This window comes from Bifidobacterium sp. SKU (assembly GCF_026016405.1).
In the GTDB taxonomy this organism is placed as follows: Bacteria; Actinomycetota; Actinomycetes; order Actinomycetales; family Bifidobacteriaceae; genus Bifidobacterium; species Bifidobacterium bifidum.
On sequence record NZ_CP092890.1, the window covers coordinates 491,688 to 510,401 of the forward strand.

General features: G+C 64.1%; 13 protein-coding genes. 11 read left to right on the forward strand and 2 right to left on the reverse strand.

Annotated elements, in window-relative coordinates; genetic code table 11:
* Positions 1-19: 19 nt before the first annotated feature.
* The 6 genes from MMB49_RS02190 to MMB49_RS02215 all read left to right on the forward strand — a co-directional run bounded on the left by MMB49_RS02190 (position 20) and on the right by MMB49_RS02215 (position 10,276).
* Positions 20-2,482, forward strand: a complete 2,463-nt coding sequence (locus MMB49_RS02190) for a S9 family peptidase (protein WP_047271583.1) — start codon at positions 20-22, stop codon at positions 2,480-2,482.
* A 563-nt stretch (positions 2,483-3,045) separates the two neighbouring features.
* Positions 3,046-4,077 carry a 3-isopropylmalate dehydrogenase gene (locus MMB49_RS02195; RefSeq protein WP_047271585.1) on the forward strand — a complete coding sequence of 344 codons (1,032 nt, stop codon included), beginning with the start codon at positions 3,046-3,048 and terminating at the stop codon, positions 4,075-4,077.
* Between the two features lie 160 nt (positions 4,078-4,237).
* Complete coding sequence (locus tag MMB49_RS02200) at positions 4,238-5,482, forward strand: biotin/lipoate A/B protein ligase family protein (RefSeq protein WP_047271587.1); 1,245 nt, start codon at positions 4,238-4,240, stop codon at positions 5,480-5,482.
* A 169-nt stretch (positions 5,483-5,651) separates the two neighbouring features.
* Positions 5,652-6,371 carry a Crp/Fnr family transcriptional regulator gene (locus MMB49_RS02205; protein WP_003811992.1) on the forward strand — a complete coding sequence of 240 codons (720 nt, stop codon included), beginning with the start codon at positions 5,652-5,654 and terminating at the stop codon, positions 6,369-6,371.
* Positions 6,372-6,545: 174 nt separating this feature from the next.
* A complete protein-coding gene (locus MMB49_RS02210; protein WP_052773308.1) occupies positions 6,546-8,855 on the forward strand; it encodes a transglycosylase domain-containing protein in 2,310 nt (769 codons plus the stop codon).
* A gap of 287 nt (positions 8,856-9,142) precedes the next feature.
* Positions 9,143-10,276, forward strand: a complete 1,134-nt coding sequence (locus MMB49_RS02215; RefSeq protein ID WP_013363152.1) for an NADH:flavin oxidoreductase/NADH oxidase — start codon at positions 9,143-9,145, stop codon at positions 10,274-10,276.
* 69 nt (positions 10,277-10,345) lie between these two features.
* On the opposite strand, the gene MMB49_RS02220 is transcribed toward MMB49_RS02215, so the two are convergent.
* Positions 10,346-11,494: a quinone-dependent dihydroorotate dehydrogenase gene (locus MMB49_RS02220; RefSeq protein WP_047271589.1), complete on the reverse strand. Its 1,149-nt coding sequence runs from the start codon at positions 11,492-11,494 to the stop codon at positions 10,346-10,348.
* 202 nt (positions 11,495-11,696) lie between these two features.
* On the opposite strand from MMB49_RS02220, the gene MMB49_RS02225 reads away from it, so the two are divergent.
* The 3 genes from MMB49_RS02225 to galK all read left to right on the forward strand — a co-directional run bounded on the left by MMB49_RS02225 (position 11,697) and on the right by galK (position 15,095).
* Complete coding sequence (locus tag MMB49_RS02225) at positions 11,697-12,500, forward strand: DeoR/GlpR family DNA-binding transcription regulator (protein WP_003815312.1); 804 nt, start codon at positions 11,697-11,699, stop codon at positions 12,498-12,500.
* Between the two features lie 4 nt (positions 12,501-12,504).
* Positions 12,505-13,755 (forward strand): galactose-1-phosphate uridylyltransferase, encoded by a 1,251-nt coding sequence (galT, locus tag MMB49_RS02230; protein WP_013363154.1) that lies wholly within the window; start codon positions 12,505-12,507, stop codon positions 13,753-13,755.
* A gap of 89 nt (positions 13,756-13,844) precedes the next feature.
* A complete protein-coding gene (galK, locus tag MMB49_RS02235; RefSeq protein WP_003812003.1) occupies positions 13,845-15,095 on the forward strand; it encodes a galactokinase in 1,251 nt (416 codons plus the stop codon).
* 217 nt (positions 15,096-15,312) lie between these two features.
* Here galK and MMB49_RS02240 read toward each other — a convergent pair whose 3' ends face one another.
* Positions 15,313-16,638, reverse strand: coding sequence for an MFS transporter (locus tag MMB49_RS02240; RefSeq protein ID WP_003815310.1), 1,326 nt, complete (start codon positions 16,636-16,638; stop codon positions 15,313-15,315).
* A gap of 377 nt (positions 16,639-17,015) precedes the next feature.
* Between MMB49_RS02240 and MMB49_RS02245 the strand changes: the two genes are divergently transcribed.
* Together MMB49_RS02245 and MMB49_RS02250 are read left to right on the forward strand one after the other, a co-directional pair.
* Positions 17,016-17,288: an ACT domain-containing protein gene (locus MMB49_RS02245; RefSeq protein ID WP_003812009.1), complete on the forward strand. Its 273-nt coding sequence runs from the start codon at positions 17,016-17,018 to the stop codon at positions 17,286-17,288.
* A gap of 19 nt (positions 17,289-17,307) precedes the next feature.
* Complete coding sequence (locus MMB49_RS02250; RefSeq protein ID WP_003815306.1) at positions 17,308-18,672, forward strand: PFL family protein; 1,365 nt, start codon at positions 17,308-17,310, stop codon at positions 18,670-18,672.
* The last annotated feature ends 42 nt before the right edge of the window (positions 18,673-18,714 follow it).

The following is an 18,714-nucleotide window of genomic DNA, read 5'->3' on the forward strand; positions in this document are numbered from 1 at the left end:
GGGCCGTATAATCACGAGCATGACAGACGAAACGAACGGCGGCGTCGCCGCTTGCCGACCTCCCATCGCCCGGCGTGAACCGGTGAAGCGCGTGTTCCACGGGGACGCCGTGATTGACCCGTATGAATGGATGCGAGACAAGCAGTCACCCGAGGTGCGCGACTATGTGGCCGCGCAGAACGCGTACTGTGACGCCCGCATGGCGGGGCTGGCGGGGCTGCGCGGCACGCTGTTCGACGAGTTGAAGGCGCATGTGCAGGAGACCGACATGTCGGTGCCGGTGCGCATGGACGGATACTGGTATTTCGCGCGTACCCGCGAAGGCAGCCAGTACGCCGTGCAGTGCCGGTTGCCGGTGCGCGGCGAGGACGATTGGACGCCTCCGGAAGTCGGGGGAGCCGGCGAGGAGGGCGGGAGCGCCGTCGGAGCCGGTTCGCTGCCGGGCGAGCAGGTGGTGTTTGATACGAACCGCGAGGCCGAGGGGCATGATTTCTTCGCGCTGGGCGGCCTGTCCGTCAGCAAGGACGGCCGATGGATGCTGTACGGCGTCGATACGCGAGGTGACGAGCGGTACGACTTCCGCATTCGTGATCTTGACACGGGCGATGAGCTGCCAGAGCGCCTTGAGGGCATCGGCGCGGCATGCTTCACGCCGGACGCGCGGTGGGTGTTCTACGTGACGCTTGATGATGCCTGGCGGCCGTGCGAGGTGCGCCGGCACCGCGTCGGCTCGCCGGTCGAGCAGGACGAAGTCGTCTTCCATGAGGACGACGAGCGGTTCTGGGTCGGGGTCGGCATGAGTTTCGACGAGCACAGCATCGTGATCTGCTCCGCGTCCAAAACTTCGTCCGAAGTGTGGATGCTGCCGACCGCGACGCCGGAAGGCGAGTTCTCGGTGTTCATCGCGCGCAAGGACGACGTGGAATATGACGTGAGCTTCGCATGCTTCGAAGGTGCCGGGGCTGACGGGGCCGATATTCCGGTTGCCGTGGTGTACCACAATGCTCAGGATCCGAACTTCGAGATCGACGTGATCGACATGCGAACCCATCAGCCGCCGTATACGCTGGGAGAAGGCGTGCGCGTGGCGGTCGGCTCGCCATACGGGTGCGCGCGCGGCGACGACATGGAGGCGGGCGCGGGCGCGAAGCCGGCCGGGACGGCCTACTCGAATCCCGCCAACCCCCGGATATTGCAGGGGGCGCACGGGCTGGCCATCGAGGGCATCGCCATCCACCGGCATTTCGTGACGCTCGCATACCGCACGGACGGGTTGCCGCACGTGGCGGCGATGACCAAGACGCAGGCGGCCGAAGACTTCCTCGCCGGGCGTCCATGGTCGTTCCGCGAGCTGATGCCGCCGGCGCTGGACGGCGACTGGGACGTGCCCGGGCGGGCCGATGACGGTGCAGCCGAGGCCGCGGGCGGAACGCTGCCGGGAGCCACCCATCGTCTGTACTCCATCGGAACGGGCGGAAACCCCTCGTATGATGCGCCGCGCATGCGGTACACGTTCTCCAGCTACACGCGGCCGGGTGAACTGCATGAGTATGATCCGGCGACCGGGCATGACGAGCTGCTCAAGCGGGCGCGGGTGCTGGGCGACTTCGATCCGCGCGAGTACATGGAGCGTCGGGTGTGGGTCACCGCTCGTGACGGTGAGCGCATACCCGTGTCACTGGTGTGGCGGCGCGGCCATGAGCCGGCCGCTGACGGCGCGATGTTCATCACCGGGTACGGTGCTTATGAGATCAGTTCGGACCCCGGCTTCTCAGTCGCTCGCCTGAGCCTGCTCGACCGCGGCGTGCTGTACGCCGTGCCGCACGTGCGCGGCGGCGGCGAGATGGGACGCGCCTGGTATGAGCAGGGGCGGCGCCTGAACAAGCGGCACACGTTCGAGGACTTCATCGACGTGACCGCCGCGCTGCAGGACGCAGGGTTGGCCGATGCGCGTCGGACGGTGGCGTACGGCGGCTCCGCCGGCGGCCTGCTGATGGGTGCGATTGCGAACATGGCGCCGCAACTGTATGCGGGCATCGAGGCGGATGTGCCGTTCGTGGATGCGCTGACGTCGATCCTCGATCCGTCGCTGCCGCTGACCGTCACCGAGTGGGACGAGTGGGGCGATCCGCTGCACGACGCGGACGTCTACCGGTGCATGAAATCGTATTCGCCATACGAAAACGCGCCGGAGGGCGCGGACGGCGAGGCCGGTGCGGGCGCGGCGTCCACGCGGTCTTTGCAGAGGCAATCGTTGCGGCCGTTCCCGCGTATCTTCGCCACCACGTCGATGAACGATACGCGCGTGCTGTACGTCGAGCCGCTCAAGTGGGTGTCCCGACTGCAAGCCGCCGGCATCGATGCGATCATCAAGATCGAAGTCGAGGCCGGTCATGGCGGGACCTCGGGCCGCTACAAGCAGTGGCGCGAAGTCAGCTACGAAAACGCCTGGTGCCTCTCCGTCATGGGCCTGACCCGCTAGCCGCGGCCGACGTCCGTCCCTGATTGCGGGGCTTCCATATCGCGCCCCCGCTGGCGGGGGCTCCCGCGTAGCGGTGGGGATGGTCCTGCGTTTCGGTGGTTCTGTGTCGGATGGTTCTCTTGACCACCCTCCGTCGCTTCGCGCCCCCCCCGCCTGCAAGGGGATATGATTTTGGGGCCCGCGGGTGGGGATCATATGGTTGTTCCGGCATTCGGACTTTGCTGTGCCGGATAGTGGAATGAATGGTGGTTCCTGTGCCATACCACGTCAAAAACACCGTTTTTTCGCGTGGTGTGGCACAGGACCTTGCCACAGAATCGGTTTTAATCGGTTACATGCGCTGTTGGGGTACAAGAAGAATATCAAAGATCCTTGCAAAATGGCCGATTTCGCTGTGAAGCCCGGAATCGGCCATATCGGGCATGTACCACACCACGGTCAAAATAGCGTTTTTCGGCATTCTGTGGCACAGACCATGCGCGAAGATCACGTCGCCTCCACCGTCTGTCCACTAGACGGACTGGGCGCATTGTTTTCGAGCACGGCCACATACCCTGTTGGCTATGGCAAAGAAGTATACAATCGCCGTTATCCCCGGCGATGGCATTGGCAAGGAAGTCACCCCCTGGGCTCAGAAGGCGCTGGAAAAGGCCGCTGAGGGAGTGGCTGATTTCGAATACGAGAATTTCGACCTGGGTGCGGAGCGTTATCTGCGTGATGGCGCGATCCTGCCGGACGAGGAGCTGGAGCGCATCAAGAAGACCGATGCGATCCTGCTCGGTGCTGTCGGTGACCCGCGCATCAAGGCCGGCATCCTGGAGCGTGGTCTGCTGCTGAAGCTGCGTTTCGCGCTCGACCAGTACGTGAACCTGCGTTCGTCCAAGCTGTACAAGGGCGTCACCTCGCCGCTCGCGAACCCCGGCGACATCGATTTCGTCGTGGTGCGTGAGGGCACCGAGGGCCTGTACTGCGGTGCCGGCGGAGCGGTTCGTCGCGACACTCCTGCCGAGGTCGCCACCGAGGTCTCCATCAACACCGCGTACGGCGTGGAGCGCGTGGTGCGGTACGCCTATGAGCTGGCGATGAAGCGTCGCAAGCACATCACGCTGGTGCACAAGAAGAACGTGCTCGTCAACGCCGGCGACATGTGGCAGCGCATCGTCGACCGTGTCGGCGAAGAGTACCCGGAGGTCACGCACGACTACCAGCACATCGATGCGGCCACGATTTTCCTCGTGTCCGATCCGTCGCGCTTCGACGTGATCCTGACCGACAACCTCTTCGGTGACATCCTCACCGACGAGGCAGGTGCCGTTGTTGGCGGCGTCGGCTATTCCGCGTCCGGCTGCATCAACGCGAGCAACGAGTATCCGTCGATGTTCGAGCCGATTCACGGTTCCGCGCCCGACATCGCCGGTCAGGGCAAGGCGAATCCGATCGCGGCCATCCTGTCGGCCGCGATGCTGCTGCGCCATCTTGGCTTCGACGATGCCGCGGCCCGCATCGACACGGCGGTCGAGGCTGATATCGAGGAGCTGGGCTCCACCGTTCGCTCCACCGATCAGGTCGGCGAGGATATTCTCGCTCGCCTGTAACGCGGCGGTGGCGTGAACCACCCCAGTCTCGCTTTGCTCGACAGCCCGCCAGCGGGACCGAGATATAGGCCACCGCTGGCGGGCTGTCGAGCAAAGCGAGACTGGGGTGGTTTCGCGTACGGGGTTTGAGACGACCACGCGGACAGATTCGGCGTGTAACGTGTATCGGGTGAATATCGAAAGTCGTGGGGAATGCAAGCGCCCGGGCGGCAAGCTGGTCGGGGTGACAGTGGCGTGCGCGCCGGATAACGGCCACGTCGTCGGCTGTCGCGTGGACGGTGATTTTTTCGTTGAAGGTGACGATGCCGCGGTCGACAGGTATCTGCGCCGTCTGAATGCGGCGCTTCTCGATATAGCGCAGCGTGATATAACACAGTGCGATACGCCGCCCGATGATCCGGATACCGTCTCCTATCTTGAACGCATCGCACGCGATGAGCATGTATCCGTTACCGGCGCGAATGCGGAAACGATACTGACCGCGTTGCGCCGCGCGCTGTCGGCTTGCGGCCGGGACGCCGCGCGACCGGCATCCTCGCGCCTCGCTTCGCCCGCCTCCGCGACGGCGCATGACGCGCGCAGGCGTGCAACGCCGTCCGCCGCATCGGCTGTTCCGACCTCGTCTATCACAATTACGCCGGCGGCCTCGTCGCCTCAAGCGTCCCGCGGTCTCACACCGCCGGCATTCCCCGGCGAGTGGCACGAACGCTGGCATCGGCTCGCGCCGAAAATCGTCGTGGACAAGCCCCGCAGGCCGCAGGAACAGATGGATGTCGACGTGCAATGGTCCCGTGAGGTGGCCGCGGGGGAGCGCCCTGCCACTATCCGGTTCTGGCAGTGGGCGTCCCCGGCCGTGGTGGTCGGCCGGTTCCAGTCGATTCCGGACGAAGTGCACGAAGACGTCGCCGCGAAGGAGGGTTTCACGGTCGTACGGCGCTGCACGGGCGGCGGCGCGATGTTCATCGAGCCCGGCAACACGATCACGTACTCGCTGTACGCGCCGCGCTGGTTCGCCGCGGACCTGGACATCGAGGAATCGTACCGTCTGTGCGACATGTGGCTGATCGCCGCGCTGCGTGGCCTCGGCCTCGACGTCGGCTTCTCCGGTCTCAACGACATCGCCTCCAGCCATGGCAAGATCGGCGGCGCGGCCCAGCGCAGGTTCCCGCCCATCGGCTCCGGCCCCGGTTCGATACTCCACCACGTGACGCTCGCCTACGATATCGATGCCGTGAAGATGACCCGCGTGCTGAACATCTCCGGAGAGAAGATGTCCGACAAGGCCGTGAAATCGGCCGTGAAGCGAGTGGACCCGATGCGGGCCCAGACCGGTCTGAGCCGCGACGGGCTGATTGCGCGTCTGGCGGACTGTCTGACGCAACCGGACGGTCCCGGTGCAAACTAGGCTACAATATGACAGAACCGACCGAAGACAGAGACGCGACGGGTTGGATTCCGTCGCGAGGACGCCGATGCGGATGCGGTGGCGGTGGTGGATGGTGCGCCGTCGTCGCGATATCGCAGGGGCTCCGTGTCGAGGTGCCGGCATGTCGGAAACGTGACCAGGAGGCGTCATGAGGGCAATCGGGCCGAATTCGTTCCCCGAAGAGGACAACGAGCTGTTGCATACGCCGTTGTTCAAACAGGTGTCGCCGGAGCAGGCCAATGAGCTGATTCCTTACCTGCACGAGGCCGTATTCGACAAGGGCGACTATATCTTCCGCGAGGGCGACAGGGACCACCGCATGTATCTGCTGGAGCGCGGCCGCGTCAAGCTGATCCGCGAATCCAAGGACAGGCGCGTGCAGCTGCTGTCGATCCACGCGCACGGCGAACTGCTCGGTGAGATTCCCGTATTCGACCCGTCCGGCGGCCCCCGTACCGCCACGGCCGTGGCGATGACCCACGGCACGCACGTGGCATGGCTGGAGCATGACGCGTTGTTCGCGTGGCTCAACGAGCACCCGCGCGTCGCCATCGACATGCTGCAGGTGCTGGCGAATCGCATGCGCGGCAACAACGAGCGCATATCCGACCTTGTGTTCATGGATGTGCCCGCCCGCCTGGCGAAGACACTGCTCAACCTCGGCGCGCGGTTCGGCGAGCCGGTGGAAGCCGGGCTGAAGGTGCCGCATGACCTGACGCAGGAGGAGCTCGCCCAGTTGGTCGGTTCTTCGCGCGAGACGGTGAACAAGGCGCTGATGGATTTCGCGAACCGTCGGTGGATCGCGCGCGAGGGCCGGTCGATCATCATCTACCAGCCGGGCATGCTGATTCGGCGCTCGCAACGGTGACGGCTGCGCCGAGCGCGGTGAACGCCCGGCGTTCCAGCGGCCGTTGGAGAATGATTCGGCTTGTTTCCGGTCGTTTTACAGTCTTCTGACCGGTTTGTGAGTACCCTGTGAGGGATTGGGAATCAGTCGTTCGGATGACGTGCCCGGTAGAGACGCCCCTCTAGAATGGCAACCATGCCCAAGAAGAAATCCCTGACCGCAAAACGTGTGTTGTCGCTGTTCCTCGCGTATGTGCTGCTCTGTCTCGCCGGAGGCGTCGTCACCAGCGCGTTCTTCCTTCCCGCCGTGTTCGCATCGAACAACGTGGTGCGTGCCATCGTGCCGTCGCTGCAGGTGGAGGGCATCGATTTCAACGTGACCGACCTGCCGCAGCAGTCGCGTCTGTATGCGTCGGACGGTACGACGCAGATCGGTACGTTCTATGCGCAGAACCGTATCGTCGTGCCATTGAAGAAGATTTCCAAGCCGATGCGCCAGGCGGTGGTCTCGCGTGAGGACCGTCGTTTCTTCCGGCATGCCGGCGTGGATATCCAGGGCGTGATGCGTGCGTTCGTGGCGACCTACGTGAAGAAGGGCGCCACTCAGGGCGGTTCCTCGCTGACCCAGCAGTACGTCAAGAACGTGCTGCTGCTGCAGGCGCAGGAGGACAACGATCCGATCGCCGAATACCATGCATCCGAGGAGACCGTGGCGCGTAAGCTGCGCGAAATGCTCATCGCCGTGCAGATGGAGAAGACGTATTCGAAACTGGAGATTCTGCAGGGCTACCTCAACATCGCGCAGTTCGGCCGTGGCATTTACGGCGTGGAAATGGCCGCGCGACGATACTTCAGCACCACGGCCGACAAGCTTGACATCGTGCAGGCGGCCACCATCGCCGCAATCACGAAGAACCCGGCGGCCTTCGACCCCTCGGTGGAGAGCAACCAGAAGGCCTCCCAGAGGGAGCGCAACATCGTGCTTGACCTGATGTATCAGGAAAAGTACATCAGCCAAAAGCAGCGTGACGAGGCCAAGGCGAAGCCGCTGAAGGACACGCTGAAACTGCAGGATGCGCAGGCGGGGTGCAGCGCGTCCGGCGACGCGGCGTTCTTCTGCGACTACGTCACCAAGAAGATCCTCAACTCGAAGGAGTTCGGCAAGACCATCGAAGAGCGCAAGAAGCTGCTGTATGAGGGCGGCCTCGACATCTACACGACGATGGACGTCAATGCGAACTCTGCGGCGATGAAGGCCGCGCGTGCGGCCATCCCGGCGGACGACGCGAGCAAGATGGAAGTGATGATGGCAGCCATCAAGCCCGGCACCGGCGAGGTGCTTGGCTTCGGCATCAACAAGATATACGACACGTCGCCGGAAGCGAACAACGATCCGGCCAGAACCGCCATGAACTTCGCCGTGGACCAGATAGACGGCGGCGGTAGCGGCTTCCCGGTCGGCTCCACATGGAAGCCGATCAACCTGGTGGCCTGGATGCGCAAGGGGCACTCGATCAACGAGGTGCTGCCGGCTCCGGGCGTCGTGAACCTATACCGTGACATTCCCGGCTTCCGCGGCGTCAATACCTGGGACGTGAAGAACTCCGGCGGCACGCCCGGATACGCGGAATCCCCGCTCGACGGTCTGGTCAACTCGCACAACACCACGCAGGCCGCCATGGCGAAGGTCATCGGCCTCGAACCCATCGCGCAGGCCGCCGAGGACATGGGCTTCCATCAGGCGTCCAAGCAGAAGATGAACATGCATCTGAAGGACGACACCGCGAACGGCGGCGCCTATCAGGCCCCGCTGATCATCGGTGGTACGGTGTCCGCCGCGCCGCTGACCATGGCGAACGTGTACGCGACCATCGCCGCGAAGGGAGTCGAATGCACGCCCATCGCCATCAAGAAGGTCACCGACGCCACCGGTGCCGAGCTTGACGTGCCCAAGGCGAACTGCCATCAGGCCGTCGACCCGGATATCGCCGAAACCGTCGCCTACGCGATGAACCAGGGCGTCGTGCGCCCCAACGGCCAGGCGAGGACCGCCCAGCTCGCCAACAACCGCAAGACGTTCGCCAAGACCGGTACCAACGAGAACACGTACATGCTGACAGGCGGATTCGTGCCGCAGATCGCCGCGTTCGTCGCCGTGGGCAACGCCGACGGCAACAGCGACTTCGACAACAAGACCATTAACGGCGTATACCACCGCACATGGTTCGGTTCCTATATCGCGACCCCGACGTGGAAGAACTTCATGGACACGTATCTCACCGCGATCAATGCGCCCAACGTCGATTACGGCACGCCGTCAAGCAAGTACGCGGCGACCTCGAATTCGACCTCGAAATCGTCAAGGTCGAGTACCAACACGACAGACGGGACGACCAGCGGAACCGGCGGAACGGGCGATACCAGCGGCCAGTACACGCAGACGCAGAACGACACGACCACCGGCGGCAATCAGACCGAGGGCGGCCAGACCACCGGCGGGCAGTGACGGGCGGTGGTTCGGCAGCTGAGCCGGTGAGCTGAGCCGGCGGGCCGATGCACCGAAAGCGGCGGTTCGCCGCGTGAGGCAGGGGCCGTATGAGCATGAACGCTCATACGGCCCCTGCCCGATTTCCGACGCATTGTGCAGGCGGAGAACATCGGTGCACGAGTCGTGCTTGAGTCTGTGCGCGGTGAGATGATTAGACCGGTGGTTGCCTCGCCGTGGTTTGGAAGCATCCCGACTTCCCGGCTCGCGGATTGGGAGCCATGCGAATTGTCGAGGAAAGGACGACCATGAACGCTGAGGGGAAGAAGAAGGCCAAGGGCGGCAAAGGGGGAGTGCAGCTGTTCCAGCCGATGACGTTGCGCGGCGTTACCATGCGCAACCGCATCTGGCTGCCGCCGATGGACACGTATTCGGCGGTGGCGCGGGACGGCAAGCCCACGCCGTTCCATTACCAGCATTATGTGTCCCGCGCGATGGGCGGATTCGGCATGATCATCGCCGAGGCCACCGCGGTGACGGCCGACGGGCGTATCTCGCCGCGCGATGTGGGACTGTGGAACGACGATCAGGTCGCCGCCTGGCATTGGATCGTCGACGGCATCAAGCAGGCCGGCGCGGTGGCGGCCGTGCAGCTCAACCATGCCGGACGCAAGGGGTCGACCGGCTGCTTCGGCGTCGGTTTCGAGGGGAAGAGTGTGCCCGAGGATGCCGGCGGATGGCGTACGGTCGCGCCGAGCCCGATCGCGTACCGTGGGCTCACCGATCCGCGCGCGTTGAGCGTCGAAGAGATTCACGGTCTGGTTTCGGCGTTCCGGGATGCCGCGCAGCGTGCGGTGCGGGCCGGTTTCGAGGCGATTGAGATTCATGCGGCGCATGGGTATCTGATCTCGCAGTTCCTTGACCCGCTGTGCAACGAGCGCGCGGACGAGTACGGCGGCGATATCCACGGCCGCATGCGGTTCCTGCTGGAGGTCGCCGATGCGATTCGCGAGGTGATTCCCGACACGGTGCCGCTGCTGGTGCGCATTTCGGCCACGGACTGGGCCGCGGGCGGCTGGGATCTCGATCAGACGGTCGATACCGCGTGCGTGCTGAAGCAGCACGGCGTGGACCTGATGGATGTGTCCACCGGCGGCATCATCGCCGACGTGAGCATTCCGGTCAAGGCCAACTACCAGGTGCCGTTCTCCGATCAGGTGCGCGAACGCGCCGCAATACCGACCACCACCGTCGGCCTGATCACCAAGCCGAAGCAGGCGGAGAAGATTCTGCGTGCGGGGCAGGCCGATGCGGTCGAGATCGGCCGTGCCGCGCTGCGTGACCCGTACTGGCCGCTGCGCGCCGCCGCCAAGCTCGGCGTGCCCGTCTCCAAGGCACCCTACCAGCCGCAGTACATCCGCGGCGCCTTCCCTGAGGACTGAGCGGCAGATAAACGTAGACCACCTCCAGTCATGCGTAGCATGACTGGAGGTGGTCTACGGCTGCGTCGATCAGGCGTCGATGCCGACGGCATCGCTGATGTGTTCGAAGCCGTCGCGCTTGAGGAGCGCCGCGAGGCCGCGCTTGAGTACGGTGATCTGCTGCGGTCCGCGGTACATCAGTGCGCTGATGAACATGACCAGGCTGGCGCCGTTGCGAATCTTGCGATATGCCTGCTGCGGGGTGAACACGCCGCCGATGCCGGCGATGGCGAAACGCTCGCCGTATTCACGGTAGACCTGCGCGATGCGCTCCTCGCTGGCCACCGTGCACGGGCCGCCGGACAGGCCGCCTTCCCACTGCTGCGGAATCTCCAGGCCGGTGCGGTCCTTCTGGAGGTTGGCGATGCTCAGCCCCTGCACGTTGTGCCCGGCAAGCACGTCGAGCAGGTCCTTGAACTCGGGCCACGTCTTGTTGAGCGGCATCTTGACCAGCGTCGGCTGCGGGCGTTCGATCTTGTCGAGCTCGGTGAACAGGCGGTCGAGCGCGTCCGGGTCGGCGGTGAACGGCTCGCCGGCATGGGTGTTCGGGCATGACACGTTGACCTCGACCATGGCGCTGCGTCCGGCCGCGCGGCGCATGGAGATGCAGTAGTCCTCGATGCCTTCGTCCAGGTCGCCGCACTTGTCGTCGTTGGTGCGTGCGATGGAGACGGACACCTGCATCGTCTTCGCGTTCGTCCACGCCTGCTCCGCGCGGTCGATCACCTTGTCGGACCCGTCGTTGGCAAGGCCCACGTGCACCATCATCGAATCGTATTCCGGAAGACGGTGGAACCACGGCTTCGGGTTGCCGGCGCTGGCGCGGGAGGTCGTGGAGCCGACCGTCTCGAAGCCGAAGCCGACGTTGTCCATGAGCACAGGCATGTCGCAGTTCTTGTCGAGGCCGGCGGACAGGCCGAACGGGTTGGCGAAGTCGACGCCCATCACTGTGGTCTCCAGCACGGGGTCGGTGTAGTCGAGCATCTCGCGAAGCAGCCACATGAGCGGCGGGATGCGTTTGGTGACGTTGCAGAACTCGATCATCTGGTCGTGCGCCACATCGGGGGTGTGGTTGAAGACGAAATTGGGTTTGATGATGTTCTTGTAACCGAAAGTGAACAGGTCGGTGGTTGCTTTGTTCACCGCGTCGTGCCAGAAGTTTTCCGAAACATAAGCCATGCCCTCCATTGTGTCACGCACGCGAAAAAACGGCAACGATGCGGTTGCGCGGGTGCGGTCGGATCCGGCGGGTGGGGGAGCGTGCGGTAAAAGTGATGTTTTGTTCGTTTTTATGGAAGTAATGTGCGCAACACGCATGTCAAACATTACGAAACGCACATATTGGTTTGGTTTATGCGCGAACATGTGCGATAATGTTCACATGATATCCTCACAACGTCAACATCTGATACTGAGCCGTCTGCGTACGCGCGGCGCAGTGCGCATCACGGCGTTGTCTAAGGAGCTCGGCGTTTCCGCGATGACCATTCGACGTGACATCGCCGATCTCTCTGACAAAGGTCTGCTGAAACGCGTGCATGGCGGTGCCGTCAGCACCAGCGCATTGCTCAGCGAGCCGCTGTTCTCTGTAAAGTCGCAGATGGACATTGGTCTCAAGGACGCCATCGCACGTGAAGCGGTGCAATATGTGGCCCCCGGCGATGTGATCGCCATAGGAGGCGGCACCACGGCCTACGTGTTCGCGCAGCATCTGCTGGAAAGCCAGCAGGCGTCGGGCATCACCATCCTCACCAACTCGATTCCGGTCGCCGAGCTCGTGCAGGCGTTGGAATCCAAGGATGTGGAGGTGATCGTAACGGGCGGCGTCACCACGCGGTCGAACTCGCTGGTCGGGCCGATCGCCGACAAGGTCATCGCGTCGCTGCGCGTCAACACCGTGTTTCTCGGCACCCATTCCGTGTCGATTCCCCGTGGCTTCCTCATGCCGAACTCGCTGGAGGCGGCCACCGACATGGCGATGATGGGCATCGCCGACCGTACGGTCATCCTGACCGACCACACCAAGTGGAGCTGTACATCACTATCGTTGTTCGCCCGGTTCGACCAGGTGGACACGGTCATCACCGACGATGGCCTCGACCACGAGTCCATCGCCAAGACAAGGGATTTGGTAAAGGAACTCGTTCTGGCGCACCAGAGCGAACACACCGAAGAAAGTGAGTGACACCATGGCAGAAATCACCAACTACACCCCGGGAGAGTATGCGAAGGAGCATATCCGCATCACGCCGACCACGCTGGCCGACGGACGCGACTTCTTCTATCTCGACGACGATCCGGAATACGTCTCCGGCGCCAAGACCCGCGAGCTCAAGGACCCGCGCCCGCTGGACTACCGCTTCGCCCCGCACCTGGACGCCGACGGCAACGAAGTGCCGTACGCCGCCCCGCAGATGCGCCGCGACCCGCTGACCGGCGACTGGATCCCGATGGCTACCGCCCGCATGAACCGCCCGATCACCGCCGGCCCCGGCGCCACCGCCAAGGGCAACCCGCTGGCCGCGCGCAAGCCCGGCGACCCGTACCAGGACGGCGAGGTGCCGGACACCGACTACAACGTCGTCGTGTTCGAGAACCGTTTCCCGTCGATGGTGCGTGTGCCCGGTGTCTCCGAAGACGTCACCTACGTCGACGGCAACCCGCTGTGGGAGAAGAAGCTCGCAGCCGGCCGCTGCGAGGTCATCTGCTTCGACCCGAACGAGGACGGCCTGCCGGCCGACCTGCCGGTGTCCCGCCTGCGCACGGTTGTTGAGGCATGGGCCTTCCGTACCGCCGAGATCTCCAAGATGGAAGGCATCGAGCAGATCTTCCCGTTCGAGAACCACGGTGCCGAGATCGGCGTCTCCCTCGCCCACCCGCACGGCCAGGTCTACTGCTACCCGTTCATCGCCCCGAAGATGGAGAAGGAACTCCAGCACACCGAGGCCTACCACGAGAAGACCGGCGGCAACCTGCTCAAGGACATCATGAACGCCGAGCTCGAAGCCGAGGAGCGCGTCGTGATGCGCAACCACAGCTGGGTCGCCTACGTGCCGGCCGCCGCCCGCTGGCCCCTTGAGGTTCATGTGGCTCCGGTGCGCGACGTGCTCACCCTCGACCAGCTCAACGACCAGGAGCGCTGGGACCTCGCCTCGATGTACTCGCACCTTCTGAAGCGCGGCAACGCGTTCTTCGACAAGGGCGACGGCAAGGGCATGGACCTGCCGTACATCGCCGCCTGGCATCAGGCCCCGATCCACGACGCGCGTCGCGAGAACTACCGCCTGAACCTGCAGTTCTTCTCGTTCCGCCGCGCCGCCAACAAGATCAAGTACCTCGCCGGCTCCGAGTCCGGCATGGCCGCCTGGATCTCCGACACCACCCCGGAGCTCATCGCCAAGCGCTTCCATGAGCTTGGACAGATCGACATCTCCGACTGACGACGTTCTATGGGGGAGTCTGGCCGAACCGGGCTCCCCCTAGCAATATCCACTGCATATATAGCCATCACACAGAAGAAAGAACACCAATGACTGCTGTTGAATTCATTGAGCCGTTGTCCCGCGAGGATGGTGTCTCACGGGCGACGAAGCTGTTCGTCGATATGTATGCCACCGCGCCCGAGGGCGTGTGGGCCGCTCCCGGCCGCGTGAACCTGATCGGCGAGCACACCGATTACAACGCGGGCCTGTGCCTGCCGATCGCGCTGCCGCACCGCACGTTCATCGCGCTCAAGCCGCGCGAGGACACCAAGGTCCGCGTCGTCTCCGACGTGGCGCCCGACAAGGTCGCCGAGGCCGACCTCGACGGCCTCAAAGCCCGTGGCGTGGACGGCTGGTCCGCCTACCCGACCGGCGTGGCCTGGGCCCTTCGCGAGGCCGGTTTCTCGCAGGTCAAGGGCTTCGACGCCGCGTTCGTGTCCTGCGTGCCGCTGGGATCGGGCCTGAGCTCGTCCGCCGCCATGACCTGCTCGACCGCGCTGGCCCTGGACGACGTGTATGGTCTCGGCTACGGCTCCTCCGACGCGGGCCGCGTGACGCTGATCAACGCCGCGATCAAGTCCGAGAACGACATGGCCGGCGCCTCCACCGGCGGCCTCGACCAGAACGCCTCGATGCGCTGCACCGAAGGCCACGCGCTGCTGCTCGACTGCCGCCCGGAGCTCACCCCGCTGGAGAACGTCTCCCAGCAGGCCTTCGACCTCGACAAGTACGGTCTGGAGCTGCTGGTGGTCGACACCCAGGCGCCGCACCAGCTCAACGACGGCCAGTACGCCCAGCGTCGCGCCACCTGCGAGGAGGCCGCCCGCATTCTCGGCGTCGCCAATCTGCGCGTCGCCGCCGATGGCATCTCCAAGGCCGACGACCAGTTCCAGGCGCTCAAGGAGACGCTGGATGCCCTGCCCGACGTGACGATGAAGAAGCGCGTGCGCCACGTCGTCACCGAGATCGAGCGCGTGCGCTCCTTCGTGCGTGCGTTCGCCCAGGGTGACATCGAGGCCGCCGGCCGTCTGTTCAACGCCTCTCATGATTCGCTCGCCGCGGATTACGAGGTCACCGTGCCCGAGCTGGATGTCGCGGTGGATGTGGCCCGCAAGAATGGCGCCTATGGTGCGCGCATGACCGGCGGCGGCTTCGGCGGCTCCATCATCGCGCTCGTCGACAAGGGTCGCAGCCAGGAAGTCGCGCAGAAGATCGCCGACGAGTTCGAGGCTCGTGGCTTCCATGCGCCGCGCGCCCTGCCGGCGGTTGCCGCGCCCAGCGCCAGTCGCGAGGCCTGATTATCGCAGCGAACGGTTCTCAATAAGAAACGTGCGAGGATTCCTCACAAAAGCGCACATATGAACAATCGGCGGAAGCCCGGAATTCCGGACTTCCGCCGATTGTTTTGTTCGTTTCGCGCGCGATGAGGCTCGCACCTTTCTTATTGAGAACCGTTCGCTGCGACAACCAAAAAAGAGAGCGGATTTCGCCGCTCCCTTTTTTATCTATCTCAGATCACTTCTCGTAATCCTCGTCCTTGCTTTCCTTGATCAGGAACAGGGCGATCAGGGCGAGCAAGGACATCACGGCGAGGTACCAGCCGACGGACTCGACGGCGCCGGTCGACTTGACCAGTGCGGTGGAGATGGCCGGGGCGAACGCACCGCCGAGGATGGCGGCGAGGTTGTAGCTCAGGCCGGCGCCGGAGTAACGCACGTGAGTCGGGAACAGCTCGGGCAGGTAGGCGCCGCAGGGGCCGAACAGGCCGCCCATCAGCGCGAAGCCGACGCATAGGAACAGCATCACGGTCAGGACGTTGTGCTGCAGGGACTGCATGGCGAACAGACTGAACACCAGCGTCGCGAGCGTGGTGGAGATCAGCACGGTCTTGCGGCCGAGCTTGTCGGAGTAGATGCAGGTCACGAAGATGAAGATCGCGAAGAACACCACGGAAACCATCTGCATGGCCAGGTATTCGTTCTGGCTGAAGGGTGGCTTCATGACCTTGACGGCGTAGCTCAGCGACCACGTGCCCAGCACGTAGAACAGCGAGTATGTGATGCCCATGGCGAAGGTGCCGAGAAGCACTTCCTTCCAGTACGGCAGCAGCGAGCGCAGCGGGTGCTTCACCACGCGGTCCTGCTCGACTGCCTTGCGGAAGATCGGGGTCTCGGTCATGCGCAGACGCACGTACAGGCCGATGATGACGAGCACTGCGGAGCACAGGAATGGGATACGCCAGCCCCAGGCCTGCATGGCCGTGGATCCGAGCGTGGAGTCGAGCAGCAGGTTCAGGCCGTAGGCGCAGAAGAAGCCGATCGGGGCGCCGAGGTTCGGGAAGGAGCCGTACAGGGCGCGCTTGTTGGCCGGGGCGTTCTCGGTAGCGACCAGCGCGGCACCGGACCATTCGCCGGCGAGGCCCACGCCCTGGCAGGCGCGGCAGATGCACAGGATGACGATGGACAAGGCGCCCAGCTGCTCATAGCCGGGCAGCAGGCCGACGACGAACGTGGAGATACCCATCGTCATCAGGGCGACGACCAGCGTGGTCTTGCGGCCGATCTTGTCGCCGAAGTGGCCGAACAGCATGGAGCCGAACGGGCGGGCGAGGAACGAGACGGCGAACGTCAGGAACGCGTACATCGTGCCCAGCGCCGGATTGGCCTTCGACGCGGCCGGGAAGAAAATAGTGCCGAAATAGCTGGCGGCTGCGATGGAATAGCAGTAGTTGTCGTAGAACTCGATGGCGGTGCCGACCATGGAGGCGGCGATGATCTCGGGAACCGAGTCCTTCTTCACCGCGCCGGCCTTGGACACGGCCGCGGTAGCAGTAGCAGACATGAAAGTCTAACCCCTCTAATTCATTCAATCTCTGATACGAGCCGGCGCCGCGACCGATTGTGCGGTGCGTGGTCGATATGCTCGCGGGTAGCGGGGTGCGTGGGCGTCGTCGCCCGAGCTTGTGGCCCCAGCGATGCGCTCACACACCGCTGTGCTTGATGTAAAAGGTGTAGTCGACTTATGAAAGCGATGGTAATACTGCTCACATTGTGGACGATTGTCCGTTTGCGCCTGGATGATCCCCGCGTGAACAATGCCGACGTCGGATTCGGCCGATGGCCTGCGGACACGCCCAAATGGACGGTTCGGCAGTATTTCACGCCCGCTCCATATACTTGACACTACTTGCAGTAATCGGTTTCGAGCGGGGGAGTCCCATGAACAAGGCAATCATCACCGTCGTCGGCCAGGACACGGTCGGCATCATCGCGCGCGTGTGCACGTACCTGTCCGATCACAAGGTCAACGTGCTGGATATCTCACAGACCATCATCGACGGCTTCTTCAACATGATGATGATCGTCGACTACTCCGGCGCGGACAACGAGTTCGGCGTGATCGTCGAGGACCTGGACAAGCTCGGCGAGCAGATCGGCGTGCGCATCCGCTGCCAGCGCGAGGAGATCTTCACGAAGATGCACCGCGTCTGAGTCTCGAAAGGAACGAATCATGCTGAATATCATGGAGGTCCGTGAGACCAACCAGATGATCGAGCAGGAGAAGCTTGACGTGCGCACCATCACGATGGGCATCTCGCTGCTTGACTGCGCGGCGGACAGCGTCGACAAGGTGTGCGACAACATCTACGACAAGATCACTACCTACGCCAAGGACCTGGTCGCCACCGGCGAGGCGATCGAGCGGGACTACGGCATCCCGATCGTCAACAAGCGCATCACCGTCACCCCGATCTCGCTGGTCGGCGCGAGCTCGTGCAAGAGCGAGGACGATTTCGTCAAGATCGCGCACGCGCTCGATCGTGCCGCCAAGAAAGTCGGCGTCGACCTGATCGGCGGCTATTCCGCACTGGTGTCGAAGTCCATGACCCCCGCCGAGGAGCTGCTGATCCGCTCGCTGCCCAAGGCGCTGAGCGAGACCGACATCGTCTGCTCGTCCGTCAATGTCGGCTCCACCAAGACCGGCATCGACATGAACGCCGTCGAACTGCTCGGCCACATCATCAAGGACATCGCCGCGCGCACCGCCGACAACGACTCCTACGGATGCGTCAAGTTCGTCGCCTTCTGCAACGTGCCCGACGACAACCCGTTCATGGCGGGCGGTTTCCACGGCGTGACCGAAGGCGATGCGGTCATCAACGTCGGCGTGTCTGGCCCCGGCGTGGTGTCTCGCGCGCTCGACGCGGCGGTCGGCCGCGATTTCGAGTTCCTGTGCGAGACAATCAAGCGCACCGCGTTCAAGATCACGCGCGTCGGCCAGCTCGTGGCGCAGGAGGCCTCGCGCCGCCTCGGCATCCCGTTCGGCATCATCGACCTGTCGTTGGCTCCGACGCCCGCGGTCGGCGATTCGGTCGGCGAAGTGCTGGAGAAGATCGGCCTGGAGCAGGTCGGCGCTCCCGGCACCACGGCGGCGTTGGCAATGCTCAACGACCAGGTCAAGAAGGGCGGCATCATGGCGTCGAGCTACGTCGGCGGTCTGTCCGGCGCGTTCATCCCCGTCTCCGAGGACAAGAACATGATCGACGCGGCGGCATCCGGCTGCCTGACGCTGGAGAAGCTGGAGGCCATGACCTGCGTGTGCTCGGTCGGCCTTGACATGATCGCCATCCCCGGCGACACCAGCGCCGCCACGATCTCCGGCATGATCGCCGACGAGGCCGCCATCGGCATGGTAAACCAGAAGACCACCGCCGTGCGCGTGATCCCCGTGGCGGGCAAGGGCGTTGGCGAGATGGCCAACTTCGGCGGTCTGATGGGCTACGCTCCGATCATGCCGGTGAACCAGACGAGCTGCGAGGCGTTCGTGACCCGCGGCGGCCGTATCCCGGCCCCAATCCACAGCTTCAAGAACTGACGGGCTGCGCGGCGGTTCGGTGCGCCAGCGGTCCTTTGCCTT

Coding starts and splice junctions, on each gene's coding strand:
- MMB49_RS02190 (WP_047271583.1), top strand. CDS start 20: ATGACAGACGAAACGAACGGCGGCGTCGCCGCTTGCCGACCTCCCATC.
- MMB49_RS02195 (WP_047271585.1), top strand. CDS start 3,046: ATGGCAAAGAAGTATACAATCGCCGTTATCCCCGGCGATGGCATTGGC.
- MMB49_RS02205 (WP_003811992.1), top strand. CDS start 5,652: ATGAGGGCAATCGGGCCGAATTCGTTCCCCGAAGAGGACAACGAGCTG.
- MMB49_RS02210 (WP_052773308.1), top strand. CDS start 6,546: ATGCCCAAGAAGAAATCCCTGACCGCAAAACGTGTGTTGTCGCTGTTC.
- MMB49_RS02215 (WP_013363152.1), top strand. CDS start 9,143: ATGAACGCTGAGGGGAAGAAGAAGGCCAAGGGCGGCAAAGGGGGAGTG.
- MMB49_RS02220 (WP_047271589.1), bottom strand. CDS start 11,494: ATGGCTTATGTTTCGGAAAACTTCTGGCACGACGCGGTGAACAAAGCA.
- MMB49_RS02225 (WP_003815312.1), top strand. CDS start 11,697: ATGATATCCTCACAACGTCAACATCTGATACTGAGCCGTCTGCGTACG.
- galT (WP_013363154.1), top strand. CDS start 12,505: ATGGCAGAAATCACCAACTACACCCCGGGAGAGTATGCGAAGGAGCAT.
- galK (WP_003812003.1), top strand. CDS start 13,845: ATGACTGCTGTTGAATTCATTGAGCCGTTGTCCCGCGAGGATGGTGTC.
- MMB49_RS02240 (WP_003815310.1), bottom strand. CDS start 16,638: ATGTCTGCTACTGCTACCGCGGCCGTGTCCAAGGCCGGCGCGGTGAAG.
- MMB49_RS02245 (WP_003812009.1), top strand. CDS start 17,016: ATGAACAAGGCAATCATCACCGTCGTCGGCCAGGACACGGTCGGCATC.
- MMB49_RS02250 (WP_003815306.1), top strand. CDS start 17,308: ATGCTGAATATCATGGAGGTCCGTGAGACCAACCAGATGATCGAGCAG.